The sequence below is a fragment of the Phenylobacterium sp. FG114 genome (assembly GCF_057809855.1).
Window position 1 is genome coordinate 443,670 of record NZ_JBMDKU010000003.1, and the last position, 18,824, is coordinate 462,493.

The following is an 18,824-nucleotide window of genomic DNA, read 5'->3' on the forward strand; positions in this document are numbered from 1 at the left end:
GGCGTCGCCGCCCGGCCGCTCTTCCGTCTGTCTGATGGGCGCCGGTCAGGCTGGGCCGCGCTCCACGGTCACCATCTCCACGAGGCCGGTCGCCTCGCGCGCCATCGTCACCCTGGCGTCCGGCGCCGAGGCTGCGACGAGGTCGCGCAACTGCTCGCGCGACCGCTCGATGAGCCGCCAGTCGGCGATGCACTCGAGCCAAGGCCGGAAGGGGTTGCCCGGCGCGACGTTGGTGAAGAAGAAGCGGCCGCCCGGCTTCAGCAGGCGTTCCAGTACGATCCGGGTGAGCAGCAACGCCGCCCGGTCGTCGAGATAGTCGTAAAGGCCGCCGGCGACCACGCAGTCGTAGCGGCCGGCCCGTTCGAGTTGCGGAACCCTGCGCAATACATTGCCTGGCACGAGCAGAGGCGCGAACGCGGACCCCGCGAAGGTCTCGCGCGCGTGCTCCAGCGCCTCGGCCTCGCCGTCGTTCAGCACGATCGTCTGCTGTGCGCGCGGCAGGTGATCGATAAAGGCGGCGAACTCGGGTGCGGCGCCCGCCGCGATGGAAAGCACGCGCGCGTCCCGTGAACGGGCCAGCCCCCACATCAACACCGAGGCCTGGGCCGCCAGTTTGTTGCGATGCTGCTGCGACATCGCCGTGTCGAGGATGAAGTGCTCGATGTAGTGTTCGGGCCGGCTCGCCGGGTGGGCGTTCGCCATGGTCATCACGGACGTGATGGTTTCGAAGTCGCCGCGGTAGCCCCGCGGCCAGTCGCCGACGCGCCGAACGAAGTCCGAGCAGCGGTAGGCGCGCCGCGCCTCCTCGACCAGCGGCCGCACGTCTTCGGGCCCCAGGCCGGCTTGCATCACCGCGTGCATCGCACGGTTCAGGGCGAAGCCGCGGGCGCGCACGTCGCTGTAGAACGCGGCGGGATCGCGCACGGGGCGCTCGAGGATGAGGTCGGCGAAGGCCCGCTGGGCCGTCTTGAGGTCTTCCAGTTCTCGCCGGATCGACGTGACCGTGAGAAGCGAGGGTGCGTGGATGATCATGGGCCTGGGAAGGTTGGGGCGGCCGCGTCCCCGGACGCCGGCCGCGGTTGCAGGGTCGCCCGTCAGGCTTGCTTCCGCTGGGGATCGCGGCGGGCTGCGAGGGCGTTTTCGGCTCTCGGGCCTCGCATCGCGTGCACGTAGAGTTCGGCCGACCAGGCGATGAAGTGGTCGAACACAGCGTCGACCAGCCGGATGTACCGCCGACGCTCGGCGTCGCTGAGAGCGATCTGCGCGAGACGCTCGTCGTGCGACGCCTGGCCCGCCGCGTGGCCCTGCTCGACGGCGAAGTGGTGGTCGGCCACATAGATGAGCGGCCGCGCGAGGCGACCCTCGGGAACGCGGCGCGAAACGGAGACGAGGCCGCCGAAGAAAACGACGCCCGTGGCTTCGATCGCCTCGATGATGACCATCCGCTCCAGCGGAAGCGCGTTCTCCGCCAGGGCCCAGAGGCGATAGGACAGCAGGCGCGTCTCGCGGTTGGCGTCCGCCCAGAGGAACTGCAGTGCCTCGGTGAAGGACAGCCGGTCGTCCAGTCCGAGCGTCTTCAGGTCGCTGAGGTACCAGGGCCAGTGATGGTCGTCTTCGTAGGTGTGGGCGTTGACGTCGTCCTGCCAGCCGCCGGTGTGGATCTCATCGCGGAAGCAGAACCGATTGAGGTCGGCGAAGCTCATCACGAAGTGCGCGGCGTTGCGCATGAACGTCAGCGCGCCGGCTGGGTCGTCGCCGGGGTCGCGGAGATGGTCGAAGAGGGGGAGCGAAGCGTAGGCCTGCCGACGGGCCTCGATGTGATCAAGCACGGCTTGCACGCGGGACTACCTTTTTCGGGTGGGGGGATCCTAGCGCAGGGATAGCGCCATGTAGGTTGTATTATATAAACTCATACAACCCTACAAGCGCTCTCCACACAGAAGCGTGGACAGCTTTGGACTCCCTTCCGATTAGTCCCTTCCGTTACATACCATCATAGGTAAATGGCCGAGACCGGCCAGACGGCCTCGCCCCCTTGCGTTGCTCAGCCGGACGATCCGTCACACAGAACGCCAGCCAGGCGCCGCGCTTCGTCGGCCGAGGCCGAAGCGCCAGTCAAGCTGGTGTTAGGCAGCCCCACGTCCGACGGCGGCCGGCCGGCAAACCGAGCTCTCGCTGAATCGACGTGGTTGGGCGCGCCAGGGGGCCGCTCTGCGCCTGGAAACGGCTCGGGTTCGCCCCCGGAAGCGGACATTCGTCGGGGGCTGCCGTGGGTGTCGCGACGCGGGGTCAGCCCTCAGCACGCGCGCGGGCGCCGCTGAGGGCTGGTGGCCTAAGCCTTTTAGAAGTTCACCCGCGCGGTGACGCCATAGTAGCGATCTGCTTCCCGCGGGATCAGATAGCGGTAGCTCCCGCCCGGCCCGCCGCTGGTGATCGCCGAGGCGAAGCTGGTGTCGAGCAGGTTCTTCACCTGGAACAGGATCCGATAGCGGTCGTCCCGATCGACGATTCCAGCGGACAGGTCGATGAGCCCGTAACCGTCGATCGTGGTGGCGTTGCGGATGGCCGCTGAAGCGTCGAACTGGGCGATCTGCTTGGACTGGAACGAGCCCTGCGCGCCCAGCACGAGGTCGACCGGACCCACATCGCGGATGCGGTAGTCGACCGCCAGCGAACCCTTCCACTTGGGCGCGTAGCCCAGTTGGGTGCCTGAGGGCACCACGCCGGTCACCACACCATTGGTGGGCACCTTGAACTGGTCCACCTTGGCGTCTGTATACGCTAGCCCGCCCGAGATGTTCAGGTCGCTCATCGGCCGGAACAGGAAGTCGAGTTCGCCGCCCCGGGTCGAAATCGTCCCGGCGTTCGTGAAGCGGGTCACCAGGACGCCGGCTACGGTGTCGGGGTTATTTGCCTGGAAGTTATGGTATTTTGCGTAATAGGCGGCGAGATTGAGAATCAGCCGACCGTCCAACAGGGTATTCTTAAGGCCGACCTCATAGCTGTCGGCGGTCTCGGCATCGATGACATTCGTCCCTGTTGCGCTCAGGTTGTAGAAGACGTTGTAGGCTGGACCCTTGTAGCCCCGTGAATAGGTGGCGTAGGCGGTCGAGCTGTCGGCCAGGTCGTACTGCACGCCAGCCTTGCCGGAGATATTGTCGTTCGAAGTGCTGTCGGCGAATGGGCCGAAGCTGGCGGCGATGCCCGGTCCCGCCAACGGGGTTACGCGCTGGTGATAGACCGACAGCTTGTCGGCAGTGAACCGCAAGCCGCCGATTAGCCGTAGCCGCTCGCTGATGTTGGCCACGCCCTGGCCGAACAGGGCGTAGTTCTTGAACACCGACCCGAAGGTGGCCGTCCCTGTCGGCATGGCTACCACCGTGCCGGGCGCGCCGCAGGGCGTTAGGCCCGTGGGAGCCGGCGTCAGCGTGCATACGATATCGTTGCGGGTGAAGGTGCGGTCGGTCTCGGCGCGCGAGTAGTAGGCCCCCAGCACATAGGAGAAGAACTGGTCCGCGGGCGAGGTCAGACGCAGTTCCTGGGTCAGCGTGTTGCTTGTCTGCGGACCCACATCGTGCAGTTCGTTGAAGCCCACATAGGCGCGCGGCAGCCAGTCGCCGTCGCGGATCTCGGTGTTGTCGTACTCGCGGTACGAGCCGATGTAGGTCACCACCTGCTCGCCCACGCTCCAGTCGGCCTGCAGGGAGACACCGCCGCTCTTCTCGGTCGTGGCGGTGATGAGGTTTTGCGCGGCCCGGCGGGTGCGGTCGCCGCGCGGCGTCGGCAGGACCGTGGCGGTCAGGTTGGACGGCACGGTGCCGATCAGTTCGGCGCAGCAGTCGTCGTCGCTCTCGCGGTAGTCGGCGATGATCGTCAGTTCCAGCGCCTCGCTGGGTTTGGCGACGACCACGCCGCGTACGCCCCAGTGCTCGTAGCCGTTGACCCGCTTGTCGAGGGTGACGTTTCGGATATTGCCGCCATACGTGCCGTAGAAGGCAGTGAAGCGCCCCTTCACCGTCTCGCTGAACGGCACGTCGACGCCGGCCCGGATGCGATACTCACCGCCGTTGCTGAAAGCTCCGCCCTCCAGATAGCCGCCCAGGGTGTCGCCGGGCCGCTTGGTCACGATATTGATCACGCCGGCCGAAGTGTTCTTGCCGAACAGGGTGCCCTGCGGACCGCGCAGCACCTCGATGCGCTCGACGTCGATCAGGTCGCTGAAGGCCTCGCCGGCGCGGCTGAACACCACCCCGTCCACAACCGTGGAGATCGAAGGCTCCCCCGCGATGGAGAAGGTGGAGGTGCCAACGCCCCGCAGGAACAGGGTCTGGTTGATGGTGGTGCCGGACTTCCGGAAGTTCAGCGTCGGCACCAGGTACTGAGCGCTCTCAAGGTTCACGGATCCCCGCGTCGCCAACGCATCGCCCGAGATCACCGAAACGGCGGCCGGCACGTCCTGCAGCCGTTCTTCCCGCTTCTGCGCCGTGACGACGATCTCGCCCAGGTTTACGGCGTCGTCACCGCCCGTTTGGGCCAAGGCCGGCGGGGCCGCGAGCATCATGGCCGCCGCGGCGGCCCCGCAAATCAAAGTGGTCTTGGTCATGTTTCCCCCTGGGTCGTTGTTCTTTTGCTTCGCTTGAACAAATGTCTGGCGTTGTCATGTCTGGGCCAACCGCGATCGGGTCGCGTGTTGCCCCCGTCGTTCAGAAGCCGAGTTCGCTCATCTCCACGACCCGCTTCTCACGGGCGCTAATCTCCGCGGCCGCGCCGATGGCCACCGCCATCAGCCCGTCGTTCGCGGTCACTTCCACCGGGCCTTCTCCTCGCACCGCGGCGTTGAACCGCTGGTGTTCGTAGAAGGTCGAGCCGTGGTGGGTGCCGACCTTCAGCGCCGTGGCGTCCACGCCGACGACGCGCGTCTCGATGCGCTTCGGATTGCGGAAACCAACCCTCGGGGAATAGGTCACCGTCCCACTGGGGATCAGGACGTCCAGGCGTCCGGAATCGCCGACCGCGGTGATCTCTTCCTGGTTCTCCGCCCCATCGGCGAACATGCAGAGATCGAGCATGGCGCGCACGCCATTGGCGAAGTCGACCGTCGTGAAGCCGTTGTCGATGATGTCGGGGCGGCGGCCATCATAGCTCTCGTCCAGATGGTTCACGTCCATGGCGCCCGAGCAGTACACCCGCACCGCCTCGGAGCGGGTGATCAGGCGCATCAAGTCAAAGAAATGACAGCACTTTTCGACCATGGTGCCGCCGGTGTTGGCGGCGAAGCGGTTCCAGTCGCCGACCTTCTCCAGGAAAGGAAATCGATGCTCGCGGATGGAAAGCATGCGCAGCGCGCCCACCCGCCCATCGTGCACCTCGGAGATGAACTCCGCGGCGGGCGGCATGTAGCGATACTCCATCGCCGTCCAGAATGGCGCGGGCGTCTTGGCGGCACGGTCCACGATCCAGCGGGCGTCCTCGATCGTCGTGGCCAGAGGCTTCTCGCAGAGGATGGGAAGCCCGGCGTCGAACAGGGGCTCGAGGACCCGCCGATGGGTGTTGTTGGGACTGGCCACGATCACCGCGTCCACGAGGCCGCTCTTCGCCAGCGCGGCGCTGTCGCTGAACGCAACCGCGCGGTCGGCCTGCGCTCCGAGGGCCGTCCGCGCCCAGCCGAGCGACGTCGCCACGGGGTCGGCGAGCGCGGTGACCACCGCGCCCGGCGTGACCGCGAGGTTGTTCAGGTGCTCGACGCCCATCATACCCGTGCCGACCAGGCCGTAGCGGACAACCTCGGGCAAAAGCCCCTCCCAAAATCGATATGACAGCGCTGACTTATTGTGAGCATTCTCCCAGACTGCTTGGTGGAGCAAGCCCAAAAGTTGCGCAGACAACCGCGGGCCGAGCGTTTAGGGGGAGGCAAGCTTGACGCGCGATGCGGACACTTTGGCGACCGGCCCCCAGGGTGAGCTGCCGTCATTGCGGATGCGGTGGATCCTCTTCGGGCTGCTGGCGCTTTCGGGCATCCTGGCGCTCGTGGACCGGCAAATCATCTCGGTGCTGAAGCCGGAGATGGCCGCGGAGCTCGGCTGGACAGACGACGACTACGGCACCCTCGGCGCCTGGTTCCAGGGCGCGACCGCGGTGGCGCTTCTGGGCGCTGGCCCACTGGTCGACAAGCTGGGCGTGAAGTGGGCCAACCCCCTCGCCGTCTTCAGCTGGAGTGTCGCGGCGATGCTCCATGGCTGGGCGCATTCGCTCATACAGTTCACGGTTTGCCGCATCGGCCTCGGCGCCACCGAGGCCGCCGTCACGCCGACGGCGATCAAGACCATCGCCACGATTTTCCCGCCGCACATGCGCTCCACAGGGGTGGGCCTGCAGAACGCCATCGCCAGCTTCGGGGCCATAAGCGCGCCATTCCTCATTCCGCTGATCGCAATCCCGTTCGGCTGGCGCGGGGCCTTCATGCTGGCGGGCGTGGCGGGCGTCGTGTGGTCGCTGGCATGGCTCGCCGCCAGTCGAAAGATCCGGTTCGGCGACACCGACGAGCGCCCGCTGCGGGTCGGCGGCGCGCCCGCTACGTCCGTTCTGCGCGAGCGGGCCGGCTGGGCCGTCGCCGGTGCGAAGTTCCTCAGCGACTCCACCTGGTGGCTGCTGCTGTTCTGGATGCCCGATTTCCTCCACCGGCAATTCGGCCTGACAGGCCTGGGTCTCGCGCCCTATCTCGCCCTTGCCTACACGGGCGCGGCCGTCGGCTCGGTGGTCAGCGGAACCCTCGCGACCCGCTTCCTGGCGCGCGGCGCGCCCGTAAACCGGGTGCGCAAGACCGCGATGCTGATCAGCGGCCTGATGGTGCTTCCCCTGCCTATCGCACTCCTGGCGCAGAGCCCCCTCGCCGCCGCTGCCATCCTGGCGCTCGTGCTGGCCGCCCATCAGGGCTTCTCGACCAACCTCTTCGCACTGATCACCGACGTCACCGAGAAGTCGAAGATCGGCCGGATGACCAGCTTCGGGGTGTTCAGCGGCAACATAGGCGGCATGCTGATCCTGAAGGTCGCCGGCATGGTGCTGGCCGCGGGCCTGGGCTACCTGCCGCTCTTCCTATTTGCGGCAGTTTCTTATCTTCTGGCGCTCGGCTGGATCCACCTGATGCTGCCGAACATCCGGCTGCTGGAGGGCGAACGCGGCGAGTTGCCCGCGGGCGCCGCCCACTAGGCCAGGGCTGGGCGCTTCAGGAAATCGACGACCTGCTCGCCCACCAGGGCGAGTTGCACGCTGACGGCGGGGTCGGAACAGACGCCATCGTCCGAGAACCGTGACACCGCGCTGTTCACCGCCGCGGCTAGCGGGGTCGGCCAGCCCCGCGAGGCGTGCACGATCGACCGGAGCGCGGCGATGGTCCCGCCGGTGGCCTGCGCCCCGTAGGCCGTAGCGATGAGGCCTACGGGCAAGCCGCTGAAATAGGCGCGCGGGTCGGCGGCGGTCTCCTCCAGCAGGTCGAGCGCGTTCTTCACCAGGCCGGAGATGCTGCCGTGGTAGCCCGGCGAGGCGATCAGGATCCCGTCCGCCCGGCGAACCGCCTCGACCAACTCTGACTCTTCCGATGTGCGTTCAGGCGCCCGCGGCACGTAGAGCGGCAGCCGCGAGAGGAAGGCGCCTCCAAACATCCGCACCTCCGCGCCGCGCCGCTCGGCGGCGCCGAGGGCGATGTCGAGAGCGCGCTCGGTGGACGAGGGCGAGACCGTCGTGCCGCCGATCCCGACGACGAAGGGAAGCCCCTTGATCACGCGACGACCAGAGGCCCGTGCTCGATCTTGGGGAGGACGTGACGGGCGAAGAGGTCGGCCTCGGCGGCGTGCGGATACCCCGACAGGATGAAGGCCTCGATACCCATGTCGCGGTAGTCATTGAGCTTGGCGAGCACCTGGTCCGGATCGCCGACGATCGCCGCTCCGCAGCCCGAACGAGCCCGGCCGACGCCCGTCCAAAGGTTCGCTTCCGCATAGCCGTCGTCGGCGGCGCTCTCACGCAGCGCCGCCTGGGCCTGTACGCCGGCCGAGGTGGAATCCAGCGACTTGGCCCGGATCGCCTCGCCGGTGGCCGCGTCGAGCTTGGACAGCAGCCGGTCGGCCGCAGATCGCGCCTCGGCCTCAGTGTCGCGAACGATCACGTGGGCCCGATAGCCGAACTTCAGGGTTCGACCGTGCTTGGCGGCGCGGCTGGTCATGTCGGCGATGGTGGCGGCCACCGTCTCCTTCTTGTCCGGCCACATCAGGAAGACGTCGCAGCCCTTGGCCGCCGCCTCGCGGGCGTCCTCCGACAAGCCGCCGAAGTAGAGGAGCGGCGCCTTGCCGGAAACCGTGCCGACGCGCGGCGGATCCAGCTTCAATTTCCAGAACTCACCGTGGTGATCGAGCGGCTGGCCGTTCAGCATCGTCTTCAGGATGCTCATGGCTTCGACCGTGCGGGCGTAGCGCGGGGCCGACGCCAGCTTCTCGCCAGGCATGTCCGACGAGATGATGTTGACCGTCAGCCGGCCGCCCAGCATGCGGTCGATGGTGGCGATCTGGCGCGCCAGCTGCGGGGGCCACATCTCGCCGATGCGGACGGCCATCAGCAGGCGCATCCGCCGCAGCATCGGCGCGATGCCAGCGGCAAACGCCGTGGTGTCCATCCCCAGCTCATAGCCGGACGGCAACAGGATGTTGTCGAACCCGCCCGCCTCGGCCTGAAGGACGATGTCCCGGCAGTGCTCCCAGCTGGATTTCAGCATCGGATCCGGGACGCCCAGGAACTCGTAGTCGTCGTCGCAGAGCGCGGAAAACCAGGAGACTTCGCAGGGGGGACGGGTCATGGCAGCGGCTCTCCCATGGAGGCGACGAGCACCGCGTACCATTCGGCGCGGGTCCATCGGGGTTTGAAGGCGGCGGGGATATCGGCGATCCGGGCGGGGGTCTGGGAGCCCACGATCGGGATCGGTCGGCTCGGATGAGCCATGATCCAGCTGTACGCGGCGGCGGCCCGGCTGACGCCGGCCTCCTCCGCCTTCCCGTCCAAGGCCTCGGCGACGCGGCGTGCGCGGTCGTCGGTCGGCGCCGCCAGGCGGCCGCCCCCGAGGGGCGACCAGGCCAGCACGGTCATGCGCCGGGCGATCGCCTGGTCCAGGACGCCATCCGTCAGGGGTGAGATCGCCAGAGGCGAGAACTCGGGCTGGCAGGACACCACCGGAAGCGCCAGGTGGGCCGCCAGGGCTTCGACCTGCCAGGGGGTGAAGTTCGAAACTCCGACCGCGCCGATCTTGCCGGCCTTATGCGCGGCGCTCAGCGCCTCGCCGATCTCGGCGGGATGGGTCAGCAGGTCCGGCCGGTGGATCTGCCACAGCGCCACGTGGTCGATCCCCATGCGCCGCAGGGAGGCGTCGATGGCCGAGGTCAGGTAGCCCGCGCTCGAATCGTAAGGCACTCCCATCGAAATGCCGCCCTTGGTGGCGATGACCATGCGGGCGGCCAGCGTCGGGTTGGCGGCGAACACGCGGCCCAGCAGAGTCTCGGCCGCACCGAACGGTTCGCCATTGTCTGGACCGTAGATGTCGGCGGTGTCGAAGAGGGTCACGCCTGCGTCCAGCGCAGCTTGGACACGAGCCTCGGCGGCCGCCACGTCGTCTCCCGCGAAGCGCCACATGCCCCAGGCGATGGACGAAACCTCAGGTCCGCCGTCGTACAGCGGACGACTGGGCGATGGCGCCGCAAGAACAGTCATGGATTTAGGTCACCGCCCTGAAGACTTCTGCGGCGTGCGGGGCGAGCCGAGGAGCGCGAAACCCCTCGAATCTCGGTCCTGTTGCCCCGGCGCCGCCATATGATAGCGTTGTCATATTGATAGGAGAGCGGACGCGCGCTTGGCAAGCGCCCTGCGTCCTGAGGGGCATTTTCGTGAGCGACAGCGACGTCTCCCCGAGTACCGGCGTGCGGGGTCATCTCCCCGGCCTGGCCGTGACGGTGCTCGCCACGCTCGCGGCGGGCTATGTGTCGGACCACTATGGGGCGCCGCTCACGCTGATGTGCCTGCTGTTCGGCTTAGCCCTGAACTTCCTGGGGACCGACCGCCGGCTCGGCCCAGGGCTCGCATTCGCGTCGCGAACCCTGCTGCGGTGGGGTATCGTGTTCGTCGCGGCGCGGGTGACCCTCACGCAGATCGCTGAGCTCGGTCCTGTCGCCCTTCTGTCCGTCGTGGTCATAGTCACCCTGACATTGGCTTCCGCCGTTTTGGCAGCGCGCCTCCTCGGCTTCACCGCCGCCTTCGGCGCCCTCTGCGGCGGCGCCGTGGCGATCTGCGGCGCCTCGGCGGCCATGGCCTTCGCCAGCCTGCTGGGCGAGCGGCGCGCCAGCCAGGCCCAGCTCACCCTGGTGCTGGTGGGCATCTCGGCCATGAGCGCCGTGGCGATGACCCTCTACCCGATCCTCGCGCACCACCTGCGCTTCGACGATCTGCAGGCGGGCTTCCTGATGGGCGCCGCCATCCACGACGTGGCCCAGTCCCTGGGGGCAGGCTACGCCTTCTCCCCGGTCGCCGGCGAGACCGCCACCATCGTCAAATTGGCCCGCGTCGCGCTGCTGGCCCCTGCCATGATGGCGGTGGCCGTGTTCATACCGCGCGAGCCGGGCGCGAAGATTTCGAGCTTCGTGCTGCCGTGGTTCGTCGTCGGCTTCTTCAGCCTGGCGGGCGTCAACTCGCTGAGGCTCATCCCGCAGGTGGTCGCCGACGCTTCGGCGAACGCCAGCACGGCTCTGCTCGCCTGCGCGGTCACCGCCACCGGCGTTCGGTCGAATATGCAGTCGCTGACCAAGGAGGGGTTGCGGCCCATGTTGGTGATCATCACCGCGACGGTGGTCGCGCTGGCGCTCGCCGTCGCCGCCGCCGCGTTCCTGATCGCCTAAGGCGTCCGCGGCGGCGCGGTCGACCCGCGAAGGACCAGTTCGTGCGGCAGCCGGCGGTGCACCACCTCTCCCTCGGCCTCGAAGAGCAGGCTGGCGGCGGCGTAGGCGAGCTCCCGGGTCGGCTGGCGGACCGTGGTGAGGGGCGGCCATAGCTGGCTGGCCAGGGCGGTATCGTCGAAACCCGCCACCGACAGGTCCCCGGGGACAGCCAGACCGCGCCGATGGGCGACGGTCAGCACGCCGGCCGCCATGTCGTCGTTGCTGGCGAAGATCGCGGTCGGCGCCTGCGGCAGGTCCAGCATGGCGTCGGCCGCCGCCTCGCCCGAGGCGAAGTCGAAGGCGCCTTGCCGCACGTACTTCGGTTCGAAGGGAAGGCCCGCGCGGTCCAAGGCTCGGCGATATCCGTAGAGGCGAAGATCGCTCGCCGTGTGATTGGTGTGGCCGATCACGAACCCGATCCGCCGGTGGCCGAGCGCGATCAGGTGACTGGTCATGTCGTCTGCCGCCTGCACGTCGTCCATCGAGACCGAGGAGCTTCGCTCATGCTCGGTCCCAGGCGAAATCCGCACGTAGGGGACCCTGCGTCGCTCCAACTCCTCCAGCGCCGGCATGGCGTCGGTCACCGGGGAGGACAGGATCACGCCGTCGACCTGGGTCTGGTCGATCAAGCCGCCGATCTCCCGGGCGAGCTCCGCCAGGGCGACGTCAGTCGGCTGGGCCAGGAGCCGGACGCCTTCCTCGCGGCAGCGCGCCCACACGCCGGTCTGGATCTGATGGATGTAGTGAGGGCTGTGGTTGTCGTAGATCAGCGCGATCTGGTAGCTGCGCTTGCCTGCGAGGATGCGGGCGGCGACGCTCGGCTGGAAGTTGAGCTCCGCCATCGCCCGCTCGATACGGATGCGGGTCTTTTCCGAGACGTACTTCTCGTTGTTGAGGACGCGAGACACCGTCTTCATGGACACGCCCGCCATGTCCGAAACGTCTTTGATCGTCGCTCTCATCAAAACCCGTCCGTCTGACCGACCTGGAAGCCGCCGGAGCACCTAGCAATGGTTCGATGGGCCAGCCTTCGCAAGTGCGAGGAGTCTCCGCTCTGCTCCAGCCGGAGAAGGACGTCACTCACGGAGCCTGGGGCGCCATCTTCCGGGGGTCTCAGGGAGCGCCATTGTTGAAGCGACGTGCGGTGGATTCTCCACCCCCAGCACAGTCGAAAAGCCTCCGCCCGGACTCTCGCTGAGGCCGCCACCTGGTCCGCGAAACAGCCCACCGCCCGATGGCCTCGCTCAAGCCGCCGCCCGTCCCGCTTGAAGCCCCGCCGCCGGGACCTTCGAACAGCCCCCCGCCCACACCCCGGAAGCGGCCGCCGCCTGGACCCGTCGCGAGATTACGCGGCCACATGGACGGGCTCCGATGTCACGACCTCCCGCTCCCCGCCGCAGTCATCCAAGATTATCGGGGAAGCCGGGACGCACCCATGAGTGTCGCGTCGACAGACTGAGCGCATTGCCGGCCTTCCCGGATGGCCCACACCACCAGCGATTGCCCCCTCCGCGCATCACCGCAGGCAAAGATCCTTGCGTTCGACGTCCGGTAGTCCCGAGCGCTGGCCAGGAGGTTGCCGCGTGGGTCCAGTTCGATGCCGCTCTGTTCGACCACGCCGCCGCGCTTGGGCCCGACGAACCCCATCGCCAAGAACACCAGGTCGGCCTTCAGCTCGAACTCCGAACCGGCGATCTCCTGCATCTGCATCCGACCATCGGCGCCCGCGACCCATTCGAGCCGCACGCACTCGATGGCGACCAGCCGGCCGTCCTGGCCGATGAAGCGCTTGGTCGCCACGGCGAACTCGCGCTCGGCCCCTTCCTGATGCGACGACGAGGTTCGCAGCTTGAGCGGCCAATCGGGCCAGGTGAGCGCCTTGTCCTCGCGCTCGGGCGGCATGGGCATGATCTCGAGCTGGGTCACCGAGGCCGCGCCATGGCGGTTGGAGGTGCCGATGCAGTCCGAGCCGGTGTCCCCGCCGCCGATGACGACCACGTGCTTGCCCGCCGCGTGGATCGACCCGTCGGGCGCTGCGATCGACTCCGGATCGCCGGCGTTGCGCTTGTTCTGCTGGGTCAGGAACTCCATGGCGAAGTGCACGCCCGCGAGCTCCCGGCCCGGCACCTGCAGGTCACGCGGATCTTCGGCGCCGCAGGCCATGACCAGCACGTCGTAGTCGTCCAGCAGGCGCTGGACCGAGACCATGCCGCCGACCTCGAAGTTTGTGCGGAAGATCACGCCCTCGCCCTCCATCTGCCGGACCCGCCGGTCGATGAGGTGCTTCTCCATCTTGAAGTCCGGGATGCCGTAGCGCAGCAGGCCGCCGACCCGGTCCGCCTTCTCGAACACCGTCGTGGCGTGCCCCGCCCGAGCGAGCTGCTGGGCGCAGGCCAGGCCCGCCGGTCCAGATCCGACGACGCCAACCCGCTTGCCTGTGCCCCGGGGCGACGGTTCGGGCGTGATCCAGTTCTCGTCCCACCCGCGATCGATGATCTGGCATTCGATCGACTTGATGGTCACCGGAGTGTCCGGGATGTTCAGCGTGCAGGCTGCCTCGCAAGGCGCCGGGCATATGCGGCCAGTGAACTCCGGGAAGTTGTTGGTGGACTGTAGGTTGTCCAGCGCCGCCCGCCAGTGGTCGCGATGGACCAGCTCGTTGAAGTCGGGGATCTGGTTGTTCACCGGGCACCCCTGGTGACAGAACGGGATCCCGCAGCTCATGCAGCGCGACGCCTGCTGGCGCACCTCGTCCTGCGGCAGCGGCGTGACGAACTCGTTCCAGTGCTTCAGGCGTTCGGCCACCGGCGCATAGCCGCGGTCCTTGCGTTCGAAATCGAGAAATCCGGTCGGCTTGCCCATCGTCGTTCCTCCGTCGTCCGGATTACTCGGCCGCGACCGCGGCGGCCGCGGCGCGTTCGTTGGCCATGTCGGTCAGCGCCCGACGGAAGTCCTTGGGCATCACCTTCACGAAGGACGGCAGCGTGCGCTCCCAGTTCTCAAGGATCTCGGCGGCGCGGCGGCTGCCAGTGTGCAGGTGGTGTCGTTCGATCAGGATGCGCAGGCGTTCGGCGTCGTGACCCAGCAGGTCGCCCATCCCGGCGTTCTCGACCGAGATCGACCGCTGGCTGGGCCGCATCGCCTCGTCGCCGCCGCCATCCGCCGCGATGCCCTCCAGGTCGACCATCGCCTTGTTGCACAGCGGCTCGAAGCGTCTGCGCGGGTCATAGACATAGGCGACGCCGCCGCTCATACCCGCCGCGAAGTTGCGGCCGGTGTCGCCGAGCACCACCACCACGCCGCCGGTCATGTACTCGCAGCCGTGGTCGCCGACGCCCTCGACGACCGTCACGGCGCCGGAGTTGCGCACGGCGAAGCGCTCGCCGGCCACGCCTTCGAAGTACGCCTCGCCTGCGACGGCGCCGTATAGAACGGTGTTGCCGACCACGATGTTGCGCGTGGGGTCGCGCCGCGATTCCGCCGGCTGGCGCACCACCACGCGGCCGCCCGACAGCCCCTTGCCGACGTAGTCGTTGGCGTCGCCGATCAGGGTCAGGCTCACGCCGCGCGCGAGGAAGGCGCCGAAGCTCTGGCCGGCGGTGCCGCGCAACGTGAGGGCAATGGTGTCCTCGGGCAGGCCTGCATGGCCGTAACGCTTCGCCACTTCGCCGGAGAGCATGGCCCCCACGGTGCGGTTGACGTTGCGGATCGCATACTCGGCGCGGACCGGTTCGCCCCGATCCAGCGCGGGGCCGCTGTCAGCGATCAGGGTGTTGTCCAGCGCCTTCTCCAGGCCGTGGTCCTGGCGCTCCACATTGTGCAGCGCCTTGCCTTCGGCCGGCGCGGCGTAGAGCAGCTTGGACAGGTCGACGCCCTGGGCCTTCCAGTGTTCGACTGCGTCACGCATGTCGAGGCGGTCGACCCGGCCGACCATCTCGTCGAGGGTGCGGAAGCCCATCTGCGCCATGATCGCGCGCAGCTCTTCGGCGACGAAGAAGAAGTAGTTGATCACGTGCTCGGGCTGGCCGGTGAAACGCGCGCGCAACACCGGGTCCTGGGTCGCGACCCCCACCGGGCAGGTGTTCAGGTGGCACTTGCGCATCATGATGCAGCCGGCCGCGATCAGCGGCGCCGTGGCGAAGCCGAACTCCTCGGCCCCAAGCAACGCGCCGATCGCCACGTCACGTCCCGTCCGCAGGCCGCCGTCCACCTGGACGGCGATGCGGCTGCGCAGGCCGTTCAGCAGCAGGGTCTGCTGGGTTTCGGCGAGGCCGATCTCCCAGGGCGAGCCGGCATGGGTCAGCGAGGTCAGCGGGCTGGCGCCCGTGCCGCCCTCGAAGCCCGAAATGGTGAGGTGGTCGGCGCGCGCCTTGGCGACCCCCGCGGCGACCGTGCCGACCCCCACCTCCGACACCAGCTTCACCGAGATGCGGGCGGCGGGGTTGACGTTCTTCAGGTCGTGGATGAGCTGCGCCAGGTCCTCGATCGAATAGATGTCGTGGTGCGGTGGCGGACTGATCAGGCCCACGCCCGGCGTGGAGTGCCGGACCCTGGCGATGTTCTTGTCCACCTTGTGGCCCGGCAGCTGGCCTCCCTCCCCGGGCTTGGCCCCCTGAGCCATCTTGATCTGGATGTCATCGGCGTTGACGAGGTACTCCGTGGTCACGCCGAACCGGCCCGAAGCGACCTGCTTGATCGCCGAGCGCATGGAGTCGCCGTTCGGCAGCGGCCTGAAGCGATCCGGCTCCTCGCCACCTTCGCCGGTGTTGGAGCGGCCGCCGATGCGGTTCATGGCGATGGCCAGCGTCGTGTGCGCCTCGCGGCTGATCGAGCCGAAGGACATGGCGCCGGTCGAGAACCGCTTCACGATCTCGGCGGCGGGCTCCACCTCGTCCAGCGACACCGGCGCCTCGGCCGGCTTCATGCGCATCAGTCCACGCAGGGTCAGCAAGCGCTCACTCTGTTCGTTAATGGCGTTCGCGAACTTCGCGTACTCCGCCGGCAGGTTGCCGCGGACCGCATGCTGCAGGCCCGAAATCGATTCAGGCGTCCAGGCGTGCGCCTCGCCGCGCAGACGCCAGGCGTACTGGCCGCCCACGTCCAGCATGTTCTTGTAGATTGGGCTCTCTCCGAAGGCGTCGCGGTGTCGGCGCACCGTCTCCTCGGCGATCTCGGCCAGGCCCACGCCCTCGATGGTGGTCGCGGTGCCGGTGAAGTAGCGCTCGATCAGCGCCGACGACAGGCCGACGGCGTCGAAGATCTGGGCGCCGCAATACGACTGGTAGGTCGAGATGCCCATCTTGGACATCACCTTCATGACGCCCTTGCCCACGGCCTTGATGTAGTTCTTTCGCACGTCATAGGCCGACAGCGCGAAGCCCTCGCGCACGCGGATCTGCTCCAGCGTCTGGAAGGCCAGATAGGGGTTCACCGCCTCGGCGCCGTAGCCCGCCAGGACACAGAAGTGGTGGACCTCCCGCGCCTCGCCGGTCTCGATGACCAGCCCGGTCTGCATGCGCAGGCCCTGGCGGATGAGGTGGTGGTGCACGGCCGCGGTGGCCAGCGCCGCCGGGATGGGGATGCGATCCTCGGACACCGCCCTGTCCGACAGGATCAGGATGTTCACGTCGGCCAGCACGTTGTCGGTGGCCTCGCGGCACACCCGGTCCACGGCTCTCTCCAGGCCGTCCGCGCCCTCCTCGGCCGGCCAGGTGATGTCGATTGTCGCCGTACGGAAGGCTCCGTCCAGCAGCTCATGGATCGCGCGGATCTTCGCCAGATCCTCGTCCGTGAGGATCGGCTGGGCGACCTCCAGGCGCTTGTGCGCGCCGGCTTGGCGGCCAAGCAGGTTCGGCCGCGGCCCGATCATCGAGACCAGACTCATGACCAACTCCTCGCGGATCGGATCGATCGGCGGGTTCGTCACCTGGGCGAAGTTCTGCTTGAAGTACTCGTACAGCAGCTTGGAGCGCGACGAGAGCACCGCGATCGGTGTGTCGTGGCCCATTGAGCCGATCGGATCGTCCCCGTCACGCCCCATCGGCTCGAGGAAGAACTGCACGTCCTCCTGCGTGTAGCCAAACGCCTGCTGGCGGTCGAGCAAGCTCGCAGGGTCATTGGTCGGCGGGTCGACCGAGACCTCGTCCAGCGACAGCTCCTCCAGCTTGAATTGGGTGTCGGCCAACCATTGCTGATAGGGCGCGGCCGCGGCGAGCTTCGTCTTGATCTCCTCGTCCTCGATGATGCGGCCCTCTTCCATGTCGATGAGCAGCATCTTGCCGGGTTGGAGGCGCCACTTGCGGACGATCCGCTCCTCCGGCACGTCCAGCACCCCGACTTCCGAGGCCATGATCACGTGGTCCTGGTCGGTGATGACGAAGCGGGCGGGGCGCAGGCCGTTGCGGTCGAGGGTTGCGCCGATCTGGCGGCCGTCGGTGAAGGCCACGGCGGCCGGGCCGTCCCACGGCTCCATCAGCGCGGCGTGATACTCGTAGAAGGCCTTCCTTTCGGCATCCATCAGCGGGTTGCCGGCCCAGGCCTCGGGGATGAGCATCATCATGGCCTGGACCAGCGGGATGCCGCCGGCGACCAGCAGCTCGAGCGCGTTGTCCAGGCAGGCGGTGTCCGACTGCCCATGCGGGATCAGCGGCCACATCTTGTTGAGGTCGGCGCCCAGCAGTTCGCTCTCCAGCGTGCGGCGGCGGGCGTTCATCCAGTTCACGTTGCCGCGAACGGTGTTGATCTCGCCGTTGTGGGCGACGAACCGGTAGGGGTGGGCCAGCTTCCAGGATGGGAACGTGTTGGTCGAGAACCGCTGGTGGACCATCGACAGGGCGCTCTCGCAGCGCTCGTCCTGCAGGTCCTTGTAGAAACTGCCGACTTGGTTCGCGAGCAGCAGGCCCTTGTAGACGACCGTGCGCGTGGAGAACGACGGCAGGTATACCTCGGTCAGCGCGGGGATGCCGCGCTTGGCGGCAAGTTCCGCCAGCGGGTTCTGGAACTGCTTGCGGACCGCCAGCAACTTCCGCTCATGGGCGTCCTGATCCTTCACGGTCGGACCACGGCCGATGAAGGCTTGCCGGATCATCGGCATGGACGCCAGCACGGCCTCGCCCAAACCTTGGGTGTCCACCGGCAGGTCGCGCCAGCCCAGCAGAGGCTGCTTCTCGACCTTCAGGAAGTGCTCGAACTGCTCCATGGCCGCGACGCGCGCCAGTTCGTCCTGGGGCAGGAAGCACATGGCCACGGCGTATTCGCCGGCTGGCGGCAACTCGACGCCTGCCGAGTCCGCCCAATCGCGGTAGAGCCGATCGGGGATCTGGATCAGGCAACCCGCGCCATCGCCCACGAGCGGGTCGGCGCCGACCGCGCCACGGTGGTCGATGTTCACCAGGATCTGCAGCCCTGCCTGCACGACCTCGTGCGACTTGCGGCCTTTGATGTTGGCGACAAAGCCGACGCCGCAGGCGTCATGCTCGTTTCGAGGGTCGTACAGGCCCTGCTCTCTCATCGTGCGCATCATCATTCGGCCATCCCCTCGGCGAGAGCTTGGCCGCAGGGCCACGATCAACGCCGGCGGCTTTTAAGCGGTAGAATTAACCCGTGTCGATGGCGGATATCGCGCCTGTGAGGTCGAAATTTTCTGTGGCCCCCGCATTCCGCGTTCCACGCTTGCCGAGTTGCTCGGCGCTCAGCGGCTGCCGAACGGTTGCTGGTCCGCGCTCCGCCTTCCATGGGCAGCCCCGGCATCCGGAGGCTCGCGCATTGTCGGAATCGAAAAAGCCTCCCGAGGGAGGCTGTGGGAGTGGTTGTTTTGGAAGCTTTGGGTGCGGGGACAGGATTTGAACCTGTGAC

Annotated in this window: 12 protein-coding genes; 2 read left to right on the forward strand and 10 right to left on the reverse strand. The window is 67.8% G+C overall.

The window, feature by feature from the left end; genetic code table 11:
• Positions 1-45: 45 nt before the first annotated feature.
• The 4 genes from ACODSY_RS07420 to ACODSY_RS07435 form a co-directional block, all read right to left on the reverse strand.
• Positions 46-1,032: a class I SAM-dependent methyltransferase gene (locus ACODSY_RS07420; RefSeq protein ID WP_488951070.1), complete on the reverse strand. Its 987-nt coding sequence runs from the start codon at positions 1,030-1,032 to the stop codon at positions 46-48.
• A gap of 62 nt (positions 1,033-1,094) precedes the next feature.
• A complete protein-coding gene (locus ACODSY_RS07425; RefSeq protein ID WP_488951071.1) occupies positions 1,095-1,838 on the reverse strand; it encodes a hypothetical protein in 744 nt (247 codons plus the stop codon).
• Between the two features lie 503 nt (positions 1,839-2,341).
• On the reverse strand, positions 2,342-4,603 hold the full coding sequence (locus ACODSY_RS07430) for a TonB-dependent receptor (protein WP_488951072.1): 2,262 nt from the start codon (positions 4,601-4,603) through the stop codon (positions 2,342-2,344).
• 100 nt (positions 4,604-4,703) lie between these two features.
• A complete protein-coding gene (locus ACODSY_RS07435) occupies positions 4,704-5,792 on the reverse strand; it encodes a Gfo/Idh/MocA family protein (RefSeq protein WP_488951073.1) in 1,089 nt (362 codons plus the stop codon).
• 184 nt (positions 5,793-5,976) lie between these two features.
• Here ACODSY_RS07435 and ACODSY_RS07440 point away from each other — a divergent pair, with 184 nt between their 5' ends.
• Positions 5,977-7,209: an MFS transporter gene (locus ACODSY_RS07440; RefSeq protein WP_488951074.1), complete on the forward strand. Its 1,233-nt coding sequence runs from the start codon at positions 5,977-5,979 to the stop codon at positions 7,207-7,209.
• On the opposite strand, the gene ACODSY_RS07445 is transcribed toward ACODSY_RS07440, so the two are convergent.
• The 3 genes from ACODSY_RS07445 to ACODSY_RS07455 are packed head-to-tail and all read right to left on the reverse strand — an operon-like array spanning position 7,206 to position 9,753.
• A complete protein-coding gene (locus ACODSY_RS07445; RefSeq protein ID WP_488951075.1) occupies positions 7,206-7,781 on the reverse strand; it encodes an NADPH-dependent FMN reductase in 576 nt (191 codons plus the stop codon). The genes ACODSY_RS07440 and ACODSY_RS07445 overlap by 4 nt on opposite strands.
• The gene (locus ACODSY_RS07450) at positions 7,778-8,848 is read right to left on the reverse strand and encodes an LLM class flavin-dependent oxidoreductase (protein WP_488951076.1); all 1,071 of its coding nucleotides are present in this window, start codon (positions 8,846-8,848) and stop codon (positions 7,778-7,780) included. Before ACODSY_RS07450 ends, ACODSY_RS07445 begins: the two co-directional genes overlap by 4 nt.
• Positions 8,845-9,753 (reverse strand): aldo/keto reductase, encoded by a 909-nt coding sequence (locus tag ACODSY_RS07455; RefSeq protein ID WP_488951077.1) that lies wholly within the window; start codon positions 9,751-9,753, stop codon positions 8,845-8,847. The genes ACODSY_RS07450 and ACODSY_RS07455 overlap by 4 nt, the downstream gene beginning before the upstream one ends.
• Before the next feature lie 173 nt (positions 9,754-9,926).
• On the opposite strand from ACODSY_RS07455, the gene ACODSY_RS07460 reads away from it, so the two are divergent.
• Positions 9,927-10,931: a YeiH family protein gene (locus ACODSY_RS07460; RefSeq protein WP_488951078.1), complete on the forward strand. Its 1,005-nt coding sequence runs from the start codon at positions 9,927-9,929 to the stop codon at positions 10,929-10,931.
• Here the strand turns inward: ACODSY_RS07460 and ACODSY_RS07465 are convergent.
• From ACODSY_RS07465 to gltB, 3 genes are all read right to left on the reverse strand, one after another.
• The gene (locus tag ACODSY_RS07465; protein ID WP_488951079.1) at positions 10,928-11,932 is read right to left on the reverse strand and encodes a LacI family DNA-binding transcriptional regulator; all 1,005 of its coding nucleotides are present in this window, start codon (positions 11,930-11,932) and stop codon (positions 10,928-10,930) included. The two genes, ACODSY_RS07460 and ACODSY_RS07465, sit on opposite strands and share 4 nt — an antisense overlap.
• Before the next feature lie 448 nt (positions 11,933-12,380).
• Complete coding sequence (locus ACODSY_RS07470) at positions 12,381-13,832, reverse strand: glutamate synthase subunit beta (RefSeq protein WP_488951080.1); 1,452 nt, start codon at positions 13,830-13,832, stop codon at positions 12,381-12,383.
• Positions 13,833-13,854: 22 nt separating this feature from the next.
• Positions 13,855-18,492 (reverse strand): glutamate synthase large subunit, encoded by a 4,638-nt coding sequence (gene gltB / locus ACODSY_RS07475; RefSeq protein WP_488951081.1) that lies wholly within the window; start codon positions 18,490-18,492, stop codon positions 13,855-13,857.
• Positions 18,493-18,824: the final 332 nt, after the last annotated feature.